This window comes from Enterococcus hulanensis (assembly GCF_005405485.1).
GTDB classification, from domain to species: Bacteria; Bacillota; Bacilli; order Lactobacillales; family Enterococcaceae; genus Enterococcus_A; species Enterococcus_A hulanensis.
Genome location: NZ_BJED01000002.1, coordinates 115,706 through 134,023 on the forward strand (window position 1 = coordinate 115,706; position 18,318 = coordinate 134,023).

The 18,318-nt window shown below is 40.4% G+C and carries 14 protein-coding genes and 1 pseudogene; 13 read left to right on the top strand and 2 right to left on the bottom strand.

What is annotated here, in order from left to right; all coding sequences use genetic code 11:
- Nucleotides 1–44: 44 nt before the first annotated feature.
- The 6 genes from FFR60_RS03185 (at nt 45) to FFR60_RS03210 (ending at nt 6,427) form a co-directional block, all read left to right on the top strand.
- Complete coding sequence (locus FFR60_RS03185) at nt 45–1,628, top strand: NlpC/P60 family protein (protein ID WP_137662985.1); 1,584 nt, start codon at nt 45–47, stop codon at nt 1,626–1,628.
- A 129-nt stretch (nt 1,629–1,757) separates the two neighbouring features.
- Entirely contained in the window at nt 1,758–2,285 is a 528-nt protein-coding gene (locus FFR60_RS03190) for a GNAT family N-acetyltransferase (protein WP_137662986.1), read from the top strand.
- A gap of 92 nt (nt 2,286–2,377) precedes the next feature.
- On the top strand, nt 2,378–3,034 hold the full coding sequence (locus FFR60_RS03195; protein ID WP_137662987.1) for a MurR/RpiR family transcriptional regulator: 657 nt from the start codon (nt 2,378–2,380) through the stop codon (nt 3,032–3,034).
- A gap of 101 nt (nt 3,035–3,135) precedes the next feature.
- Nucleotides 3,136–4,527, top strand: a complete 1,392-nt coding sequence (locus FFR60_RS03200; protein ID WP_137662988.1) for a family 4 glycosyl hydrolase — start codon at nt 3,136–3,138, stop codon at nt 4,525–4,527.
- Between the two features lie 10 nt (nt 4,528–4,537).
- Nucleotides 4,538–5,869 (top strand): PTS sugar transporter subunit IIC, encoded by a 1,332-nt coding sequence (locus FFR60_RS03205; RefSeq protein WP_088935300.1) that lies wholly within the window; start codon nt 4,538–4,540, stop codon nt 5,867–5,869.
- 174 nt (nt 5,870–6,043) lie between these two features.
- The gene (locus tag FFR60_RS03210; protein ID WP_137662989.1) at nt 6,044–6,427 is read left to right on the top strand and encodes a winged helix-turn-helix transcriptional regulator; all 384 of its coding nucleotides are present in this window, start codon (nt 6,044–6,046) and stop codon (nt 6,425–6,427) included.
- 71 nt (nt 6,428–6,498) lie between these two features.
- Here FFR60_RS03210 and FFR60_RS03215 read toward each other — a convergent pair whose 3' ends face one another.
- Both FFR60_RS03215 and FFR60_RS03220 read right to left on the bottom strand, forming a co-directional pair.
- Nucleotides 6,499–6,789 (bottom strand): hypothetical protein, encoded by a 291-nt coding sequence (locus tag FFR60_RS03215; protein WP_137662990.1) that lies wholly within the window; start codon nt 6,787–6,789, stop codon nt 6,499–6,501.
- Nucleotides 6,790–6,930: 141 nt separating this feature from the next.
- Nucleotides 6,931–7,830, bottom strand: a complete 900-nt coding sequence (locus FFR60_RS03220) for a MurR/RpiR family transcriptional regulator (protein ID WP_137662991.1) — start codon at nt 7,828–7,830, stop codon at nt 6,931–6,933.
- 86 nt (nt 7,831–7,916) lie between these two features.
- Between FFR60_RS03220 and FFR60_RS23070 the strand changes: the two genes are divergently transcribed.
- From FFR60_RS23070 to FFR60_RS03250, 7 genes and pseudogenes are all read left to right on the top strand, one after another.
- Complete coding sequence (locus FFR60_RS23070) at nt 7,917–8,051, top strand: hypothetical protein (protein ID WP_277990545.1); 135 nt, start codon at nt 7,917–7,919, stop codon at nt 8,049–8,051.
- Nucleotides 8,052–8,092: 41 nt separating this feature from the next.
- A complete protein-coding gene (locus FFR60_RS03225) occupies nt 8,093–9,919 on the top strand; it encodes a beta-glucoside-specific PTS transporter subunit IIABC (protein ID WP_137662992.1) in 1,827 nt (608 codons plus the stop codon).
- Nucleotides 9,920–9,939: 20 nt separating this feature from the next.
- Nucleotides 9,940–11,367, top strand: coding sequence for a 6-phospho-beta-glucosidase (locus tag FFR60_RS03230; protein ID WP_137662993.1), 1,428 nt, complete (start codon nt 9,940–9,942; stop codon nt 11,365–11,367).
- Between the two features lie 899 nt (nt 11,368–12,266).
- Nucleotides 12,267–13,703: a glycoside hydrolase family 1 protein gene (locus FFR60_RS03235; RefSeq protein ID WP_137662994.1), complete on the top strand. Its 1,437-nt coding sequence runs from the start codon at nt 12,267–12,269 to the stop codon at nt 13,701–13,703.
- Between the two features lie 328 nt (nt 13,704–14,031).
- Nucleotides 14,032–14,871, top strand: a pseudogene (gene licT, locus FFR60_RS03240) (BglG family transcription antiterminator LicT).
- A 103-nt stretch (nt 14,872–14,974) separates the two neighbouring features.
- Nucleotides 14,975–16,870: a beta-glucoside-specific PTS transporter subunit IIABC gene (locus FFR60_RS03245; RefSeq protein ID WP_212741893.1), complete on the top strand. Its 1,896-nt coding sequence runs from the start codon at nt 14,975–14,977 to the stop codon at nt 16,868–16,870.
- A complete protein-coding gene (locus FFR60_RS03250; RefSeq protein WP_137662995.1) occupies nt 16,870–18,309 on the top strand; it encodes a 6-phospho-beta-glucosidase in 1,440 nt (479 codons plus the stop codon). Before FFR60_RS03245 ends, FFR60_RS03250 begins: the two co-directional genes overlap by 1 nt.
- Nucleotides 18,310–18,318 lie beyond the last annotated feature (9 nt).

Below are 18,318 nucleotides of genomic sequence, written 5' to 3' on the forward strand. Positions count from 1 at the left end.
ATTACGTTAAGAAAGCAATGAGAGAGAGAATGGAGAGATGTTAAATGTCAAATAAAGTTTTAACCCGACGTGAACTGCGTCAACAAAAACGACAGAAGACCCCTAACTATCGCTATCTAAAAAAAGGGTCGGCTGTGGTAGGTACAGCCTTAGTGGCGGTCTCGGTAGCGGCACCACTGCTAAACACACATGAGGTAGAGGCTGTTGAAGGCAAAACGACTGCAACTACATCAAATGTTGATAAGAAAGCTTTTATCAATGAGATTTCAAATGAAATCAAACCGTTAGCTGAAAAACATGACCTTTACGCTTCAATTATGATTGCACAAGCTATCATTGAAAGTGATTGGGGCCAAACCGATTACGCGCAAGCGCCTTATTACAATCTATTTGGTTTAGAAGGTCAATATCAAGGCAAATCTGCAATGTTAGACAAGAAGAACGCAGAAACCGGCCAAACTGAAAAGAAAGAAATGAAACAATATGGTTCTTATAAAGAAGCAATCCAAGACTATATTGAAATCATTAAGACAACTTCTCGCGACGGCAATGAAAACTACTTTAGCGGAACTTGGCGCAGTAACGCCAAAGACTACCAAACAGCAGCTGCTGCATTGGAAGGCCGCTTCAATGGTGATCAAGACTACGTTCAAAAATTAGTTTCAACCATTCAAGAGAACGATTTAACTAGCTACGATGCAACTGAACCAGTGACACCGCCAGTAGCACAACCAGCTGTTGAAACACCAGCACAGCCAACAGAATATACTGTTCAATCTGGTGACACGGTTAATTCTATCACGAATCAATTTGAGATTGGTGTTCAAGAATTTACTGATTGGAACAACATCATTGAAAATAACATCTATGCTGGCCAAAATGTAGTTGTTGGCAACGGCGCCGTAACCGAAGCACCAGCTGAAGAAGTGACTCCTGTTACTCCAGCAACAACTGTTGATACGACACCAGTGGTTGATCAGACTGTAGCTGATACTGCAACGCAGGATGTAACACCAGTACCAGAAACACAAGTGGTGACTCCAGATGTAGTTCAAAATGATCAAACAGCTCCAACCGTTCAGGAAGAACAGGCACCTGCTCAAGAAGAGCAAGCGATTCAAACACCTGCTCCGGAAACACAAGTAACAACACCGGAAAAACAACCTGAACAAGAGCAGCAAACACAGCAAGATCAGACTCAACAACAAACAACACAGCAAGACCAAACACAGCAAACGACTACTGATCAAACAACTCAAACGACTGAAGCTTCTCGGGGAGAACAAATCGTTAACGAAGCTGAAAAATATATCGGCACACCATATGTATGGGGTGGAAAAGATACTAGCGGCTTTGACTGTTCTGGTCTTACTCAATATGTTTACAAACAAGTAACTGGACAAGATATCGGTGTTTGGACGGTTGCACAAGAATCGTCAGGTACACAAATCGATGTCAACCAAGCACAGCAAGGCGATCTATTATTCTGGGGCGACCAAGGATCAAGCTACCACGTAGCGATCTCAGCAGGGGGCGACCAATACATTCACGCACCGCAACCAGGTGAAAACGTGAAATACGGTTCAACTCAATATTACGCACCAGACTTCGGTGTCCGCGTATACTAAAATTAACTTAAAAATAATATCCAAGGAGACTTTGAAACATTTAGTCTGCTTGGGTATTTTTTTATTGCATGGTAGAAATAATGTTCGTTAAAATTAGGAAAAGACATTTTTAATTGAGGGGGAGGAATCGTGAGAAAAAAGCAACTAGAAACCGATCGTTTATTTTTTTCTAATTGGACAGAAGAAGATAAAGATCTGGCGGAAAAGCTATGGGGCGATGAAAAAGTCACGCACTTTATTACCAAAGATGGGCAATTGTCAAAAAGACAAGTGCTTCAGCGATTAGCATTAGAAATTGAAAGTCAAAAGGCTTTTGGTTTTCAATATTGGCCGCTTTTTCTAAAGGAGACTGAAGAGTTTGTCGGTTGCTGCGGCTTGCATACTTATGATCTAGAAAATCGGATAGCCGAGCTGGGCTTTCACTTAGTGCCGTCAGCGTGGGGAAAAGGCTTTGCCGAAGAGGCAGCGAAAGGTGTAATCAATTATGCGGCAACCCAAACAGATTTAACGGCTTTATTTGCCGGCCATCATCCGGAGAATCAGGCTTCGGAGAAATTATTAAAAAAACTCGGTTTTCAATTTCAGTCGAAGAGTTATTATGAGCCGACAGGGCTAGAGCATCCGTCGTATCTATTAAAATTAACAACGATCAATTAGTTGATGAGGAGAAGTTTTCTCATCAGCTTTTTTGTTCGCTAATTTTCGAATTTGCTTAAATGCTATAATAAAATCAAAAAGAGGTGAGTGTGATGGTCTATCAATTGAATCATACTGAACATAAAATCTACAAGAAAATAATGAAAGCGATTGAGCAAGGGGAATTGCCGAAGCTGACGAAAGTAGCCGAAGAAAATTATGTTTCGACAACTTACATTGTAAAATTAGCCAAAAAAATCGGCTATTCCGGGTTCAGTGAAATGATTTACGTCAATAAATATAAACAACGCTTAGGCAAGACACCTAATAATGCAGAGATTGTCATGTTTGATACTGAGGAGGTTCAAAAGCTGGCAGCACTAATTAAGCAATTTTCAGATAAAATTATCTTTGTTTTCGGGATTGGCTATTCGGCAATCGTGGCGGACTACCTGCAAAAGAAGCTTTCGAAGCTGGGTTTGTTTGTTAACAGCGGGTCGCCGATTGATATGACGATTCCTTATCAAGAATACTTAGTGATTTTTATCAGTAAAAGCGGAGAAACGGAGGATGTTTTAGAAATCGCCAAGAAGGTCAAATCCAATGTTTCTGTTTCGGTTCTCCTCACTGCAGCAGAAAAAAGTACAATTGGTACACATGTAACATATACTCAAGTTATCAATGCTGAACGCGAACCGAATGCCCCTGACTTGTTCGATAGCAAGTGTTTAGCTCTATTTGAGTACGTCCTGCTGGAGCTGGATAAGTAGTTACAATTATAACTGGTCTAAAAAAATTTAATCCTTCCTGCTGTTGTATAGTGAGTTCAGATCCAAGAAAACATTGATACAAACAGGAAGGATGGAGTCAGATGAAAAAGTTTAATGTAGTATTTGTGGGCGGCGGAAGTACCTACACGCCCGACATGATGGAATTGATGTGTTTAGTGAAGGAAACATTTCCGGTGAAAAAAATCGTACTGTACGACAATGATGAAAAGCGCCAAGAGCCGATCGGTCAATATGGTGAAGTTTTATTCCGTGAGTATTATCCAGAATTAGAAGAATATGTTTATACGACGGATAAAGCGACCGCCTTCAAAGATATGGACTTTGCTTTTGTCCAAATTCGCGCAGGCGGCCTAAAGATGCGGGAGCAAGATGAAAAGATTCCATTGAAGTATGGAGTGATCGGTCAGGAAACGTGTGGACCTGGCGGCTTTGCTTACGGCATTCGCAGTGTTTTGGCAATGAAAGAATTGATCGAGGATATTCGCAGCTATTCGCCAGATACGTGGATCTTAAATTATTCCAATCCGGCAGCGATCGTAGCCGAAGCGTGTAAGCTGTTGTTCCCAGATGACCACCGCATCATCAATATTTGTGATATGCCGATCGATATTATGGATGTGTTCTGTCCATTGGCTGATAAAAAACGTCAGGATGTTGAACCGCGCTACTTTGGCTTGAATCACTTTGGCTGGTTTACGGCGATGTATGACAAAGAAACTGGGGAAGATGTTCTGCCGACAATATTGCAGGAATTATTGTCAGGAAACGCCAGCGACAAACTTGGATTTACCGCTAAAAATGATGATTATTGGAATTTCACCTTCAATCATCTCGAAAAAATGGTCAAGGATTATCCTTACTCATTACCGAATACCTACATGCAGTATTATCTATACCCGCAGGAAATGGTGGAGCATAGCGATCCAAATTATACCCGTGCCAATTATGTGATGGATAATCGGAAAAAGAATGTGTTTGCTTATTGTCGTGAAATCGTCAAGCTGGGCAAAATGAAGGGCACCAAACATGATTTAGACCTGCGTTATGGCGAGAATGCTGATAATGAAAATGAAAAAGCCTCGGTTGCCAATAACGATGCACATGCCACCTATATTATCGAACTGGCTGAGAGCTTGGCATATAACAAGCATGATATTTTCTTATTAATGGTGAAAAATGAGGGTGTCATTCCAAACTTGGAAGAGGGTATGATGTTGGAAGTTGCTTGTCGGGTAGGTTCATACGGAGCACAACCGCTGGCCTATGGTCCAGTGGGAACCTTTGAAAAAGGCCTATTAGAATCACAATATGCGTATGAAAAATTAACGGTGGAGGCAACACTGGAAGGTTCTTATCAAAAATGTCTGCAGGCTTTAGTGGCTAATCGCACAGTTGTTGATACGGACTTAGCGAAGACGATCTTAGACGAATACATCGAGGCGAACGGACAGTATTTCCCAACATTCAGTTAGGAGGATTACAATGGAAGCTTTCACAAATTTAATTGATAAATCCTTAACGCCCTTTGCCAATAAATTGGCGAGTAATAAATATTTGACTGCTTTAAGTCATGGGCTGATGGCGACCTTGCCGATTCTGATTTTTGGGTCAGTCTGTATTATTATCGCCGATTTCCCCGTTCCGATTTTTCAAGAGTTCATGGTCAATACTTTGGGTGATATCTGGACTAAATGGGCGTGGGATATCGTGGTTCCGTCGACGATTGGCTTGATGTCGTTGTTGGCGATCGTTGGTGTCACAAATTCACTTTGCGAGCAGAACCATGTCAACGCAACTCCGGCGATCGTCATCTCGATCTGTTCGTTCTTTGTCCTGCTGGTACAGACAAAAGACGGCGGCTTTAGTGCTTCCGATTTTGAAGCCCGCGGACTTTTTATGGCGATCATTACGGCGGTGATCTGCGGCGAGCTTTATGCATTTTTACTCAAACACAATATTCGGATCAAAATGCCGAAGGGGGTGCCGGATTTTGTTTCCAATCAATTTTCGGCGATTATTCCGGCCGCGATAATTATTCCGATTTTTTTGATCGTTCGTTTGGCATTTGAAGCGTCGCCGTATGGAACCTTTACCAATTTTTTGATCGATATTGTGCAAAAGCCCTTAGTAGGAGTCGGCTCAACTTTGGTTGGAACTACGATTGCGTCCTTCTTCAATACCTTTTTCTGGTTTTTCGGTATCCATGGGACCGCCGTAGTAGGAGCGGTGATGGACCCATTATGGTATGCGGCGCAATTTGAGAATTTGGAAATTTTTAAACAAGGGGCAAGTCTTGTTCGACCGTTTATTGGAACAATGGATTATGCGAATTTCTTCATTTATTTAGGCGGAACCGGCTTAACCTTTCCATTGACCTTATTGATGGCGTTCAAATGTCGCTCGCAGCGGTTAAAGGATCTAGGAAAATTATCGATGCTGCCTGGATTTTTCAATGTGAATGAGCCGGTCATATTCGGTTTGCCGATCGTTTTGAATCCAATGATGCTGATCCCATTTGTATTGGCACCGCTTGTTTCGATCTTGGTATCGTGGTTAGCCATGTCAAGCGGATTAGTACCTTATCCAACAGGGGTCACGATCCCTTGGACAACGCCCGTCTTCATCGGCGGCTGGTTAATGACCAGCAGTTGGAAAGGCGGCATGTTACAAATTGTTGTATCCATACTTTCCGGTTGTATCTACTATCCATTTATCAAAACCTTGGACCGCCAATATCTTGCTGATGAACAAGAGTTGGAAGAACCTGAGGAAACCCTAAGTGTAGAAAAACAATCCGCGAGTGTGAGTGCATAGATAGATTTATCCACCCCTATGAGAGATCAGTTGACAGCTGGTCTCTTTTTTCGTTGGATCAACTTGGGACTAATTAAAAGAATAGTCACTAATGATTTCCATAGTAACATTGCGAATCAGAGTAATGGTTGTTATACTGTGGCTAATTTAAAGTGCGGTATAGGAGGGAACAAGATGTATGAACCAAAGTTGGAAAAGGAGATTCGTTGTCCGTTGGAATACGGTTTAGATATTTTTGGCGGCAAGTGGAAATCGCGGATTATTTGTGTGTTAGCTGAAAAGGAAGTCTTGCGCTACAATACGCTGAAAAAAGAGATGACCGATATCACGGATGCGGTTTTGGCTTCGGCACTTAAAGAACTGCTTTCAAACGATATTATCCAACGCAAACAGTACAACGAGATTCCTCCGAGAGTCGAGTATTCGCTCACAGAAAAAGGCCAGTCCGTTGTTCCGATCTTCCAGCATATTTGCGAGTGGTCAGGGGCATATCACAAAGTAGACAACGAAAAAGCCTTGATGCAATGTCAAAAATGCGATTATCATCATGTTTCCTAAACAAATAAACGGCTAATTAGCTTCTATCAAAAATAGAAAAGCTGATTAGCCGTTTGTGTTTCGATCAATAATTAGGCAACACCGTAAACTTTAATTTCTGGGTCCTTGAACCATAGCGGCTGCAATCCCGCCACCACGTCTTTAGTGAATAATTCTGTTTCTAAGTAAGCTTGTGCCTTTTCCGTGCTGTCAAAGCCGTGCAAGACTTGGACATCTTCGTCTCGTACCAGTAAATCTTTTGTACGTGCACCGTCAATTTCCTCTAAAAAGGGTCCCCGATAATCGGTGAAAACCTTCACTGCGGCTGGGCGTTTTTCTTCCTTGATAAAAAGAGTGATCTCTAAATAAGCTTTTACTGACATAATCGTTCCTCCTAGATATCTTTATTCAAACCCTCGCGCTAAGGTACACTCAGAATATCAGAGACACTTTCTGTCGTAAATAATCTAATAAATTAATAAGCTGCTTTTCTTTTTGATAGTTTAGGTAAATAAAGGGTTCAATTAGTCATCAGTGATTCGTTGCCTTTTTTCGTCAATGATATCCGAGGTGGAGGTCCGGTTGGATTCGACCATATCAGCGACCATTAACTTGTAATTCAGATTTTTTTGATAATCCAACGAGAAAAAACAACCATATAAAACATCTAATAAGTAACAAATTGACGCATTGACCGCAAAATTGGCAATCTTGGAGTACAGCTTTTCGCGAGTCGAGATTCGCAATTTGATATCTGCGAATTTACCAAGAGAGCTTTCTCCGATACTAGTGATAGAAATGATCGGAACGTGATTGAGGTATAGAATCTCTGCCAATTTTATTACGGAGTTGGTTTCTCCGCTGTATGAGATCACAATGGCACAGGCATCTTTTCGTAAATTAGACGCTGCGAATAATTGTTCACCCTCCGTTGTACAGATTGTGACCCTCTTTTTGATGCGCGACATCTTCACTTGGAAATCTTGAGCAATCAGCAGGTTGCCGCTGGTGGCAAAAATATAAATCTCTTGAGATTTTTCAAGTAGCTTTACTGCCTGATAGAGGTCATTTTGATCGATCAAATGATTCGTATCCTGAACGGCTTCATTGTTCAAGTGCATCAGTTTACTCGCAATTGAAGAAAAATCGTCTTTTTCGACAAAAGGAAAGTTGGCGTCAACATCCTTGAAATGTTCATTCAAATAGCTGACTTCATCCAAAAAAGCATCGCGAAAATCATTCCAGCCAGAAAAATTTAATTTTTTTGCGATTCGTATCAAGGTGGAGGGCGCGGTGTAATTTTTGGCTGCGATTTCTTTTATTGTTTCCTTTTTGATTCGGGCTTTTTCTTCCAGCATATAGGCAATTACTTTCTTCTCGGAATTCGAGAAGGGAAAAGTCTCCATTTTTTCGTGTAATGGCATAGAATCCCCTCGAGTCTTTTTTTCTTATCCTTAGTGTATCAAGAGCGATTCACACTGTCCAAGTAAATTTTTTAGCTGGTTTTGAAATGAAATTTGCAAAAATCAAAGTGAATGATCAGAAAAAAGCGAATCCTGTTACAGGCTGGAGAGATTTGATTGTAATCCGTTGGTTTCACCCTAAAATGAAGATACCAAAAGGAAATGAAAGCGCTGAGATTTAAATGAAATTTCTTTTTAGTAATTTAAAGAGGGAGTGTACGAAATGGACTATAACGTTTTAGGGAAAAGCATTTTGGACAATATCGGTGGAGAAGAAAATATTCAAGAATTTTATCACTGTGCTACGCGATTACGTTTTATTTTAAATGACCCGAAGAAAGCCGACAAGAAAAAAGTCGAAACGCTTAAAGGCGTGATCAGCGTGGTAGAAAGCGGCGGGCAGTTTCAAGTGGTCATTGGTAATAAGGTAAAGGATCTTTATAATGTAATGACCCAAGATCTGAACATATCGACTGAGACGGCAGCTGCTGGAAAAAGTCAAAACAAAATCAGCCCTTTGAATCGTTTGATCGATCTATTATCCGGAACATTTGCGCCAGCATTTGGTTTATTAGCTGGATCTGGTTTATTAAAAGGTATTATTTTACTCGCTACATTTGTAGGGCTTCAACCAGACTCTGGTGCTTATTTGATTTTAAGTGCGGCGGCGGACAGCTTGTTTTACTTTTTACCAATCATTTTAGCGATTTCCGCAGCTAGAAAATTCAAAACTGATCAGTTTTTAGCGGTGGTGCTTGCGGGAGCCTTGCTGCATCCGACGATCGTGGAAGCACTCAATAGTGGACAAGCGGTTAATTTCTTCGGAATTCCAGTTATTCTTGCGAATTACAGCAGTTCTGTAATCCCGATTTTGTTCTCTGTCTGGATTCTTTCCAAGGTTGAACCGTTTGTAAAACGTTTCCTGCATGAAAGTATCCAAACCTTTATTGCTCCGATGATCTGTTTAGTCATCATGGTTCTGCTGACCTTGATCGTAGTTGGGCCAATCGCGACGTATGTCGGAAATGCTTTAGCGGATGGCTATCTATTGATTTACAAACTGAGTCCGATCATTTCAGGGATTATCATCGGTGCCCTTTGGCAAGTTTTTGTCATCTTCGGATTACACTGGGCATTTATTCCAATCATGATCAATAATATTGCCAATCTGGGTTCGGATACGTTGATGGCGATGTGTACACCAGCGGTAGTTGCGCAAGCCGGTGCTGCGTTGGGCGTATTTTTGCGAAGCAGAGACAAACAATTTAAATCATTATCATTTTCGGCATTTATCACGGGACTATTCGGGGTAACAGAACCGGCCATCTATGGCGTGAATCTGCGGTTAAAGAAACCTTTCATCATGGGAGTTATCAGCGGGGCAGTTGGCGGAGCGATTATCGGTGCTGCGGGTTCAAGATCAACCATTTTTGGAACGTTAAGTTTTGTTACTTTCCCAGCTTATTTCGGCAAAGGCTTTGCTGCTTACGCCTTCAGTTATTTCTTCTCGTTGGTACTGGCTTGTGTGCTGACCTATTTCTTTGGCGGTGTGAAAGAATTTGAAGCAGAGGACACAATTGCGGTAACTAATGAGGCGAATATTATTTCTCCTGTGGCAGGCGAGCTGCTTCCATTAGAAAAAGTTGCTGATGAGACCTTTTCGTCTGGTGCTATGGGTGAGGGGTTTGCGGTAAGCCCAACCAGCGGGAAAATTGTCGCACCAATCGAGGGTGAGATCACGATGGTCTTTCCAACTGGACACGCACTAGGAATCAGAAATAGCCAAGGGTTCGAAGTTTTGATCCATATCGGAATTGATACGGTTTCTATGAAGGGCAAAGGATTTGTGAAACATGTTTCTGAAGGAGATCAAATAAAACAAGGGGATCTATTGATCGACTTTGATCCTGAAATAATTAAAAAAGCGGGGCTAGATCCAACGGTCATAGTGGTCTTCACGAATCGTGAAAGCTACAAAAATGTGGCAAATCTTAGTTCCTTTAACCAATCAATTAACGAAGGCTCAGAAATTGCCACATTGACTTTATAAGGAAGAAACGAGGAAGCGAAATGAGAGAAAACTTTTTATGGGGCGGCGCTATCGCCGCCCATCAGGCTGAAGGCGAATGGCAGACAGATGGTAAGGGTATCAGTGTGGCGGATGTTCTGACTTCAGGGAATCACAAGAAAAAAAGAGAAATCACCAAGGGTATCATCGCAGGAAAAAATTATCCCAATCATTTTGGGATTGATTTTTATAACACGTATCAAGAGGATCTAAAGTTGTTTGAAGAAATGGGCTTTAATGGTTTTAGAACGTCGATTGCTTGGACTAGAATTTTTCCTAATGGGGATGAGGCGGTTCCCAATGAAGCGGGCTTACAATTTTATGATGATCTGTTTGACAGCTTAATTGAAAAAGGAATGGCACCGATTATTACCTTATCGCATTTTGAGATGCCTTATCATTTAGTCGAAGCTTATGGCGGCTGGCGCAGTAAAAAGGTGATCGATTGTTTTGTTCGTTTTGCAGAAGTCGTTTTTGAACACTACAAAAGTAAAGTCAAATACTGGATGACTTTTAATGAAATCAACAATATGTTTAATCCTGAAGACGAATTTTTCAGCTTTGTGACTGGCGGTCTTCAATACCAAGCAGACGAAAATAAACAGCAAGTCATGTATCAAGCCTCAATGAACCAGTTGATTGCCAGTGCTAAAGTAGTCGAGATTGGAAAAAAGATTTGTTCAGATTTTGAAATCGGCTGTATGCTGGCATTTATTCCCGTCTACCCATTTTCTAGCCACCCTGAAGATGTCCTGTTGGCTCAGCAAGAGATGCGCAGCCGCTACTTTTACTTGGATGTTCATGTGCATGGAGAGGTCCCAAATTATACAAAACGTTTATGGGAACGTGAAAAAATCGTGATCGATCTTTCTGAGGAAGAGCTGCAAACCTTGAAAAATGGGACTGTCGATTATATTTCTATCAGCTATTACATGTCCAATACGGTGAGTTCTCGGGTATTACAGGATCAAGCATCTTCTTATAAATCAAGCGCCAATGTGGTTGATAATCCTTATTTGACTGCTTCTGATTGGGGTTGGCAAAATGATCCGACTGGTCTGCGTTATGCGTTGAATGAGCTTTATTATCGTTATCGAAAACCAATCATGATCGTCGAAAACGGTTTAGGGGCCTTTGATGATGTATCCAACAAAGAAGCCATTGTCGATGATTATCGAATCGCTTATCTGAAAAATCATATTAAGGCGATGAAACAAGCGATGGATGAAGATGGTGTCGATGTTCTAGGCTATACGTCTTGGGGACCGATCGATATTGTCAGTGCCGGAACAGGAGAAATGAAGAAACGCTATGGCTTCATTTATGTTGACCAAGATGATTTTGGGCAAGGCACGAAACAACGCTATAAGAAAAAAAGTTTCGAATGGTATAAAAGTGTCATTCAAACCAATGCGGAAACGTTGATTTAAAATTTTTCACACTGAAATCGGAGCTGTCTCTGCAGAGGTATAATGTTTTATGAAATCAGCACAGTCGATGAGAGTGGGAAAGCAGAAATTCATTTCGATTTTTGAGAACCTTTCAAATTATGAAAACTTGCTACACAGCGATAAGTTATTTAGTTTTAAATCTCACTTTTTTCGAATAGCGTCATTTGCGTGGAAACGTTTTTATTGTTATAATTTTGCAAAAGGATAGTGACTGGTAAAGCAGGCTAAACCGTAATAAGACAATCAGTCTTATTTTGGTTTGGTCTTTTTTGTCAGTCCAACTTTTCGCAGTTCATTAAATTGTGAGAGTCTAATTAGTTTTGAGTACAGTTTATCGAGACAGGTTGTTTAGTTGGATGATATGCGTGATGAGAATAAAACTCATTTTCCGCGTTTTTCGGAAAATGATTTCCTCAGATCGAGTTAGCTGTCAGTCCAACTTCCCGCAGTTCATCAAATTGTAAGAGTCTAATTAGTTTTGAGTACAGTTTATCGAGACAGGTTGTTTAGTTGGATGATATACGTGATGAGAATAAAACGAACTTTTTCGTTTTATAAAAAGTTCATTCTTCAAAACGAATTAGTTGCGAGTCGCACTTTTTGCAGTATATATTGTCTAAAGAAAAACTTGGTTATCTTCGTAATTAGGAATATGCTGTTTAGTGTGATCGTATGCGTGATGAGAATAAAACTCATTTTCCGCGTTTTTCGGAAAATGATTTCCTCAGATCGAATTAGCTGTCAGTCCAACTTTTCGCAGTTTTTTTCAAAATTCTCGAGTGTATTATGTGGTGATTTCAGTTTATCTCAACAGGTTTTATCTTGTGGCTGCTAGTTGAGATGAACTAGCTTTTGTTAAAAAAGAAGGGAGATTTTTCATGTTTAAAAAAGATTTTTTATGGGGCGGCGCGACTGCTGCGAATCAATTAGAAGGGGCCTATCAGGCAGATGGGAAAGGCTTATCTGTGGCGGATACTATGCCGGGCGGCAAGCAGCGGTTTCAAGTGATCGGTTCACCTGAATTTGATTGGGAAATTGATGAGGAAAAATACGTCTATCCTAATCATCGCGGAATCGACCATTACGACCGTTTTCGCGAAGACATTGCCTTGTTTGCGGAAATGGGTTTCAAATGTTATCGTTTTTCCATTGCGTGGAGTCGGATTTTTCCTAAGGGCGATGAGCAGCAGCCTAATGAAGCAGGGTTGAAATTTTACGATGACTTGATCGACGAATGTTTAAAATATAATATCGAACCAGTTATCACGATCTCTCATTATGAAATGCCGCTGCATCTGGCAAAAGAATATGGCGGCTGGAAAAACCGTCAACTGATCACGTTTTATGAACGCTTTGCTAAAACAGTCTTAACTCGCTATGGAAAAAAAGTGAAGTATTGGATGACCTTCAATGAAATCAACTCCGCTTTCCATTTTCCGGCGCTAAGCCAAGGAATGGTAATCTCCAATGGCGGTGGCGAGATGCAAAATGTCTTCCAAGCTTGGCACAATCAGTTTGTCGCAAGCAGCCTAGCAGTGAAAATCGCTCACGACATCGATCCTGATCTGCAAATTGGCTGTATGATCATTTACGCGACAACGTACAGTATCGATTCAAACCCAATCAATCAAGCGGCGAACCTAGTCCAAAACCAAGAATTCAATTTTTTCTGTACCGATGTGCAGGTGCGCGGCGAGTACCCGGCTTATACGAAACGTTTATACAATAAGTTTGGTGTCAATCAAAACGAACTTGAAATTACTGAGGAAGACTTAGAAATCTTAAAAGCTTATCCAGTGGATTATATTGGTTTCAGCTACTATATGTCCATGGTCGTGGACGAGACTTCTGAAGAGACTGAAGGCGTATCCGGCAACTTACTGGGCGGAGTGAAAAATCCATTCCTGAAAGCTAGTGAGTGGGGCTGGCAAATTGATCCTGAAGGTTTGCGCATTGCGATGAACGAGTTATATGGGCGTTATCAAGCACCGTTATTTATTGTGGAAAACGGACTAGGCGCAATTGACGAAGTTCAACCAGATGGCACGATTGAAGATAACTATCGGATCGATTATTTGCGGGAACACATTGAAGCCATGAAGAAAGCTGTAGATGACGGTGTCGATTTGATGGGATACACACCTTGGGGCTGTATTGATCTAGTGAGTGCTTCGACGGGTGAAATGAGTAAACGTTACGGCTTCATTTATGTAGATCTTGATGATGAAGGTAATGGAACCTTGGATCGCTCGAAAAAAGCATCGTTTGATTGGTATAAGAAAGTGATCGAAACGAATGGGGAAAAACTGAATTAAATTATCGACTGCGGATTATTTTTTGATAAAAGTAATCCGCATTTTTTGTTATTTTTATTCCTTACATACATTTCAATCTCAATAATCAAGATTTAAGCAAAAGGCACTTTTTATCAAGTAATAGTTCCTTAAAAAAGAAACTAGTTTCAGCTTCTTGACTTTTAAAATAACGTTCAAACTTTATAAAAAGATAAATCAGGCAAAATTCTAAAGTCTATTGACATTCAAAAAAAGTGATGCTATGCTCAGTTGGAGATTGTTACCGCTTTAAATAGCGGGCTATACTTAATTTAGATTCAATATATTGGATAAATGTAGGGAGCCTGAGATGTTTATTAAAAAGATAATAAACAACAATATAGTCATTTCATCAGATGCGTCAAATAATGAGATGATTATCATGGGCAAAGGCATTGGCTTCAAAAAGAAGATTGGAGACAGCATTCCTTCAGCAAACATCGAAAAGAAATACGTTGTTACCAAAGAGTGGAACGAGAATAAGTTGATTCGATTATTGGAAGACATTCCATTAGAACATATTCAAGTTGCCAATGAGATCATCAGTTTTGCAAAAGTCTCGCTTGGAAAAAAACTAAGCGAAAATCTTTTCCTGACATTGACGGATCACATCCACTATGCGATTCAACGAAAATCAGAGGGAATGGAAATCAAGAATGCTTTACTATGGGAAATCAAACGATTCTATAATCATGAATTTCTGATAGGAAAAGAAGCATTGTCCATTATTCAAAATAGGCTTGGTGTGACTTTGCCGGAAGATGAAGCAGGTTTTATTGCTTTGCATATTGTCAATGCCAACCTTGATATGGATGAAATTGGTCAAGTATCTGAGATGGCCGAGATCATTCAGAACATTTTGAATATCGTTAAGTATCATTTTAATGTTGAGATTGATGAATACTCGTTGAACTATGAACGATTTGTGACTCATTTGAAATTTTTCATTCAACGACTTTTCAGCGGTGCGCGCTTAAATGACTCTGAAACGATTTAATTCATGATGAAAATCAAGGAGCAGTACAAAAAGGAATATGCTTGTGCAATGAAAATTAGTAATTATGTTCAAAGTATTTTTAACAGACCGTTGGACGAAGATGAATTGATTTATCTAACCATACACATAAAAAGAATAACCAATCAAGATTAGGATTGTTACCGATTGAGGGCTATACCTAAGCAAACTCGCAGTTTTTCGCGAGTTTGTTTAGGTATTTTCTTTTTTAAATGGTTGATTTTTTACAGGAGGAAAAATGATGGATTATAAAAAAATAGCGGAAGAAATCATTCACCACGTTGGTGGAAAAGAGAATGTTAGCAACCTGACTCATTGTGCAACTCGTTTGCGCTTCAATTTGAAGGATAACAAAAAGGCTGATCGATCAGCTATTGAACAAATGATTGGCGTTGTAGGCGTGACCGTCGGCGGCGGTCAATATCAAGTAATTATCGGCAGCGAGGTTCGACATGTATACAACGAAATCATGAGTTTGCTCGGTAATCAGTTGGAAAAAAACAACGACAGTAATGAATCTGATGAAAAGAAGAGTATTGGGGCTCGTTTTTTAGATACGATTTCCAGTATTTTTACACCGATTTTACCAGCAATTACTGCATCAGGGATGATTAAAGCGGTTCTAGCACTTTTAGTTGCGTTTCATTGGGTGGATAATACTGCTCAAGCTTATCAGATCATCAATTTCATGGCAGATGCGGGCTTTTATTTCTTACCGATTTTACTGGCGAACTCCGCAGCGAAAAAATTTGGCAGCAACCCTTACTTAGCGATGATGGTTGGCGGGATTTTACTTCATCCGAATTTTGTTTCGATGGTCGCTGCGTCAATTGAAAGCGGCGAAGCATTGAGTTTAGGCTTTTTACCGATCTACAACGCTACTTATGGTTCATCGGTCGTACCGATTATTTTATCGGTTTGGTTCATGTCTTATATTGAAAAATATGCTGACCGCTATTCACCCAAAATGATTAAATTCTTCACGGTTCCTCTGATAACGATCTTAGTAACAGGAATTGTGAGTTTAGTTGTGTTAGGGCCTGTTGGCTATATCATTGGTAATGGGATCGCGGCAGGTATTACGTTCCTTGATTTACATGTAGGCTGGTTAGTACCAATGGTTATTGGCGGAGTATTCCCGTTATTAGTTTTAACAGGTACTCATTACGGAATTATTCCAATTGGTGCAAATAATATCATGACTGTTGGTTATGATGCGATGATTGGACCAGGGAATTTGGCTTCAAATATTGCTCAAGGCGGTGCTTCTTTAGCAGTCGGATTGAAAACAAAGGATCGAGCGATTAAGGAATTAGCAGTATCCGCCGGAATCACAGCAGTTTGCGGCATCACAGAACCGGCGTTATTCGGGATTAATATGCGCTTCAAAACACCTTTATATTCATCTATGATCGGCGGTGCTGTGGGTGGCCTGTTTATCGGACTATTTGGAGTTAAAAGATACGCGTCTGGTTCTCCCGGTTTGATGACTTTACCTGTGTACATTGGTGAAGACGGCTTCCGCAATCTGATTTTTGCTTGTTTAGGAGCTGCGATCGCCTTTGCGGTAGCTTTCGTTGTTTCTTTCGTATTGTATAAAGAAAAAAATATCGAAAAAGACACGATTGAAGAATTGGACACATTGCTAGACGATCAATATACGGAAAGTAATCCGGCGAACAGTATCAGCATTTTTTCTCCAGCAGATGGTAAGGTGATTCCTTTGACAGAGATTAAAGATGCCGCTTTTTCTAGTGAAGCGATTGGTAAAGGGTGCGGCATTATTCCTGAGAACGGTTTATTTGTCTCTCCTGTAGATGGCACTGTCGAAATGGTCTTTGAAACGAAACACGCAATTGGGCTTAAATCAGATAATGGGGCAGAGCTATTGATTCATGTTGGATTAGATACAGTAAAAATGGGTGGCAAACCGTTTGAAGTATTCGTCGCGAGCGGAGATCGAGTGAAAAAAGGTGATCCATTGCTAAAAGCTGACTTAGAGATGATTATTGATGAAGGTTATGAAACAACCACGCCGATCATTATGACTAATTTTGATGGTTTTTCTACAATTAAAACTGCACCCAAACAAGATATTCTCGCTGGTAAATTATTATTAGAGGTGGGGAAATAATGAGTACGAAAAAGTGTTTCCCTAATAATTTTCTATGGGGTGGAGCAACCGCCGCCAACCAATATGAAGGCGGCTATAATAAAGGCGGTAAAGGGAAGGCTTTGGTAGATGTGATTCCAGCGGGCGAAAACCGCCGTGAAGTGATGGAAGGCAAGTTCCACTATCGAGATTTGCCAAATGATTGTCTTTATCCAGGAAGAGAAGCTGTGGATTTTTACCATCATTGGGAAGAAGACATTGATTATATGATTGAAATGGGCTTTAAGGTCTATCGTTTTTCCATTTCTTGGAGTCGTATTTTTCCAACAGGGGAAGAAGAGACACCTAATCAAGAAGGGTTGGATTTTTATAAACAAATCGTTCGAAAGTTAGTAGATAATGGGATTGAACCATTAATCACGATTTGCCATTTTGATATGCCGCTGCATTTGATTGAAAAATATGGTTCTTGGCGTGATCGTAAAGTCATTGATGCTTATTTGAGATATTGCCGAGTTTTGTTTGAAACCTTTAAAGGAAAAGTGAGGTATTGGATCACCTTCAACGAAATCAATATGCTTTTGCATATGCCGTTTATGGGGGCTGGAATTATGTTCCGTCCTGATGAAGATCAGGAAAAGGTAAAATATCAAGTAGCCCATCATGAATTGATTGCCTCAGCTTTAGCGACAAAATTAGCCAAAGAAATCGATTCTGATTATCAAATTGGCTGTATGCTGGCGGCTGGTCAGTTTTATCCGTATTCATCTGATCCAAGAGATGTTTTTGATGCGCTAGAGAAAAATCGCGCAACGTTCTTTTTCAGTGATGTCCAAGTACGTGGTCATTACCCAGACTACACGAAACAAAAACTTGATAATTTAGGCATTACCATTGATATGCTGCCAGGTGATGAAGAGCTGCTTCAAGAAAATACGGTTGATTTCATCTCGTTTAGTTATTATGCGTCTCGATTAACCAGTGCTGATCCAGAAGCTGGAGAGAAAACGGCTGGTAATGTGATCCCAACCTTGAGAAATCCTCATTTAGAGATCAGTCCATGGGGCTGGCAAATTGATCCATTAGGATTAAGGATTACCCTAAATGCGTTGTATGAACGTTATGAAAAGCCGTTGTTTATTGTTGAAAATGGTCTGGGAACAAAGGATGAGCTTGTCGATGGAAAAGTAAACGATGATTATCGAATTGATTATTTGCAAAAACACATGTTAGCCATGCATGATGCGATCACAAAAGACGGCGTTCGCTTGATCGGCTACACTTCTTGGGGCTGTGTGGATCTAGTCAGCGCTTCAACAGGTCAAATGAGCAAACGCTATGGCTATATTTACGTGGATAAAAACGATGATGGTTCAGGAACACTGAAACGATATAGGAAAAAATCATTTGACTGGTACAGCAGGGTTATTGCCACTAATGGTGCTTCTTTGTTTGAATAGGTTCTTGGA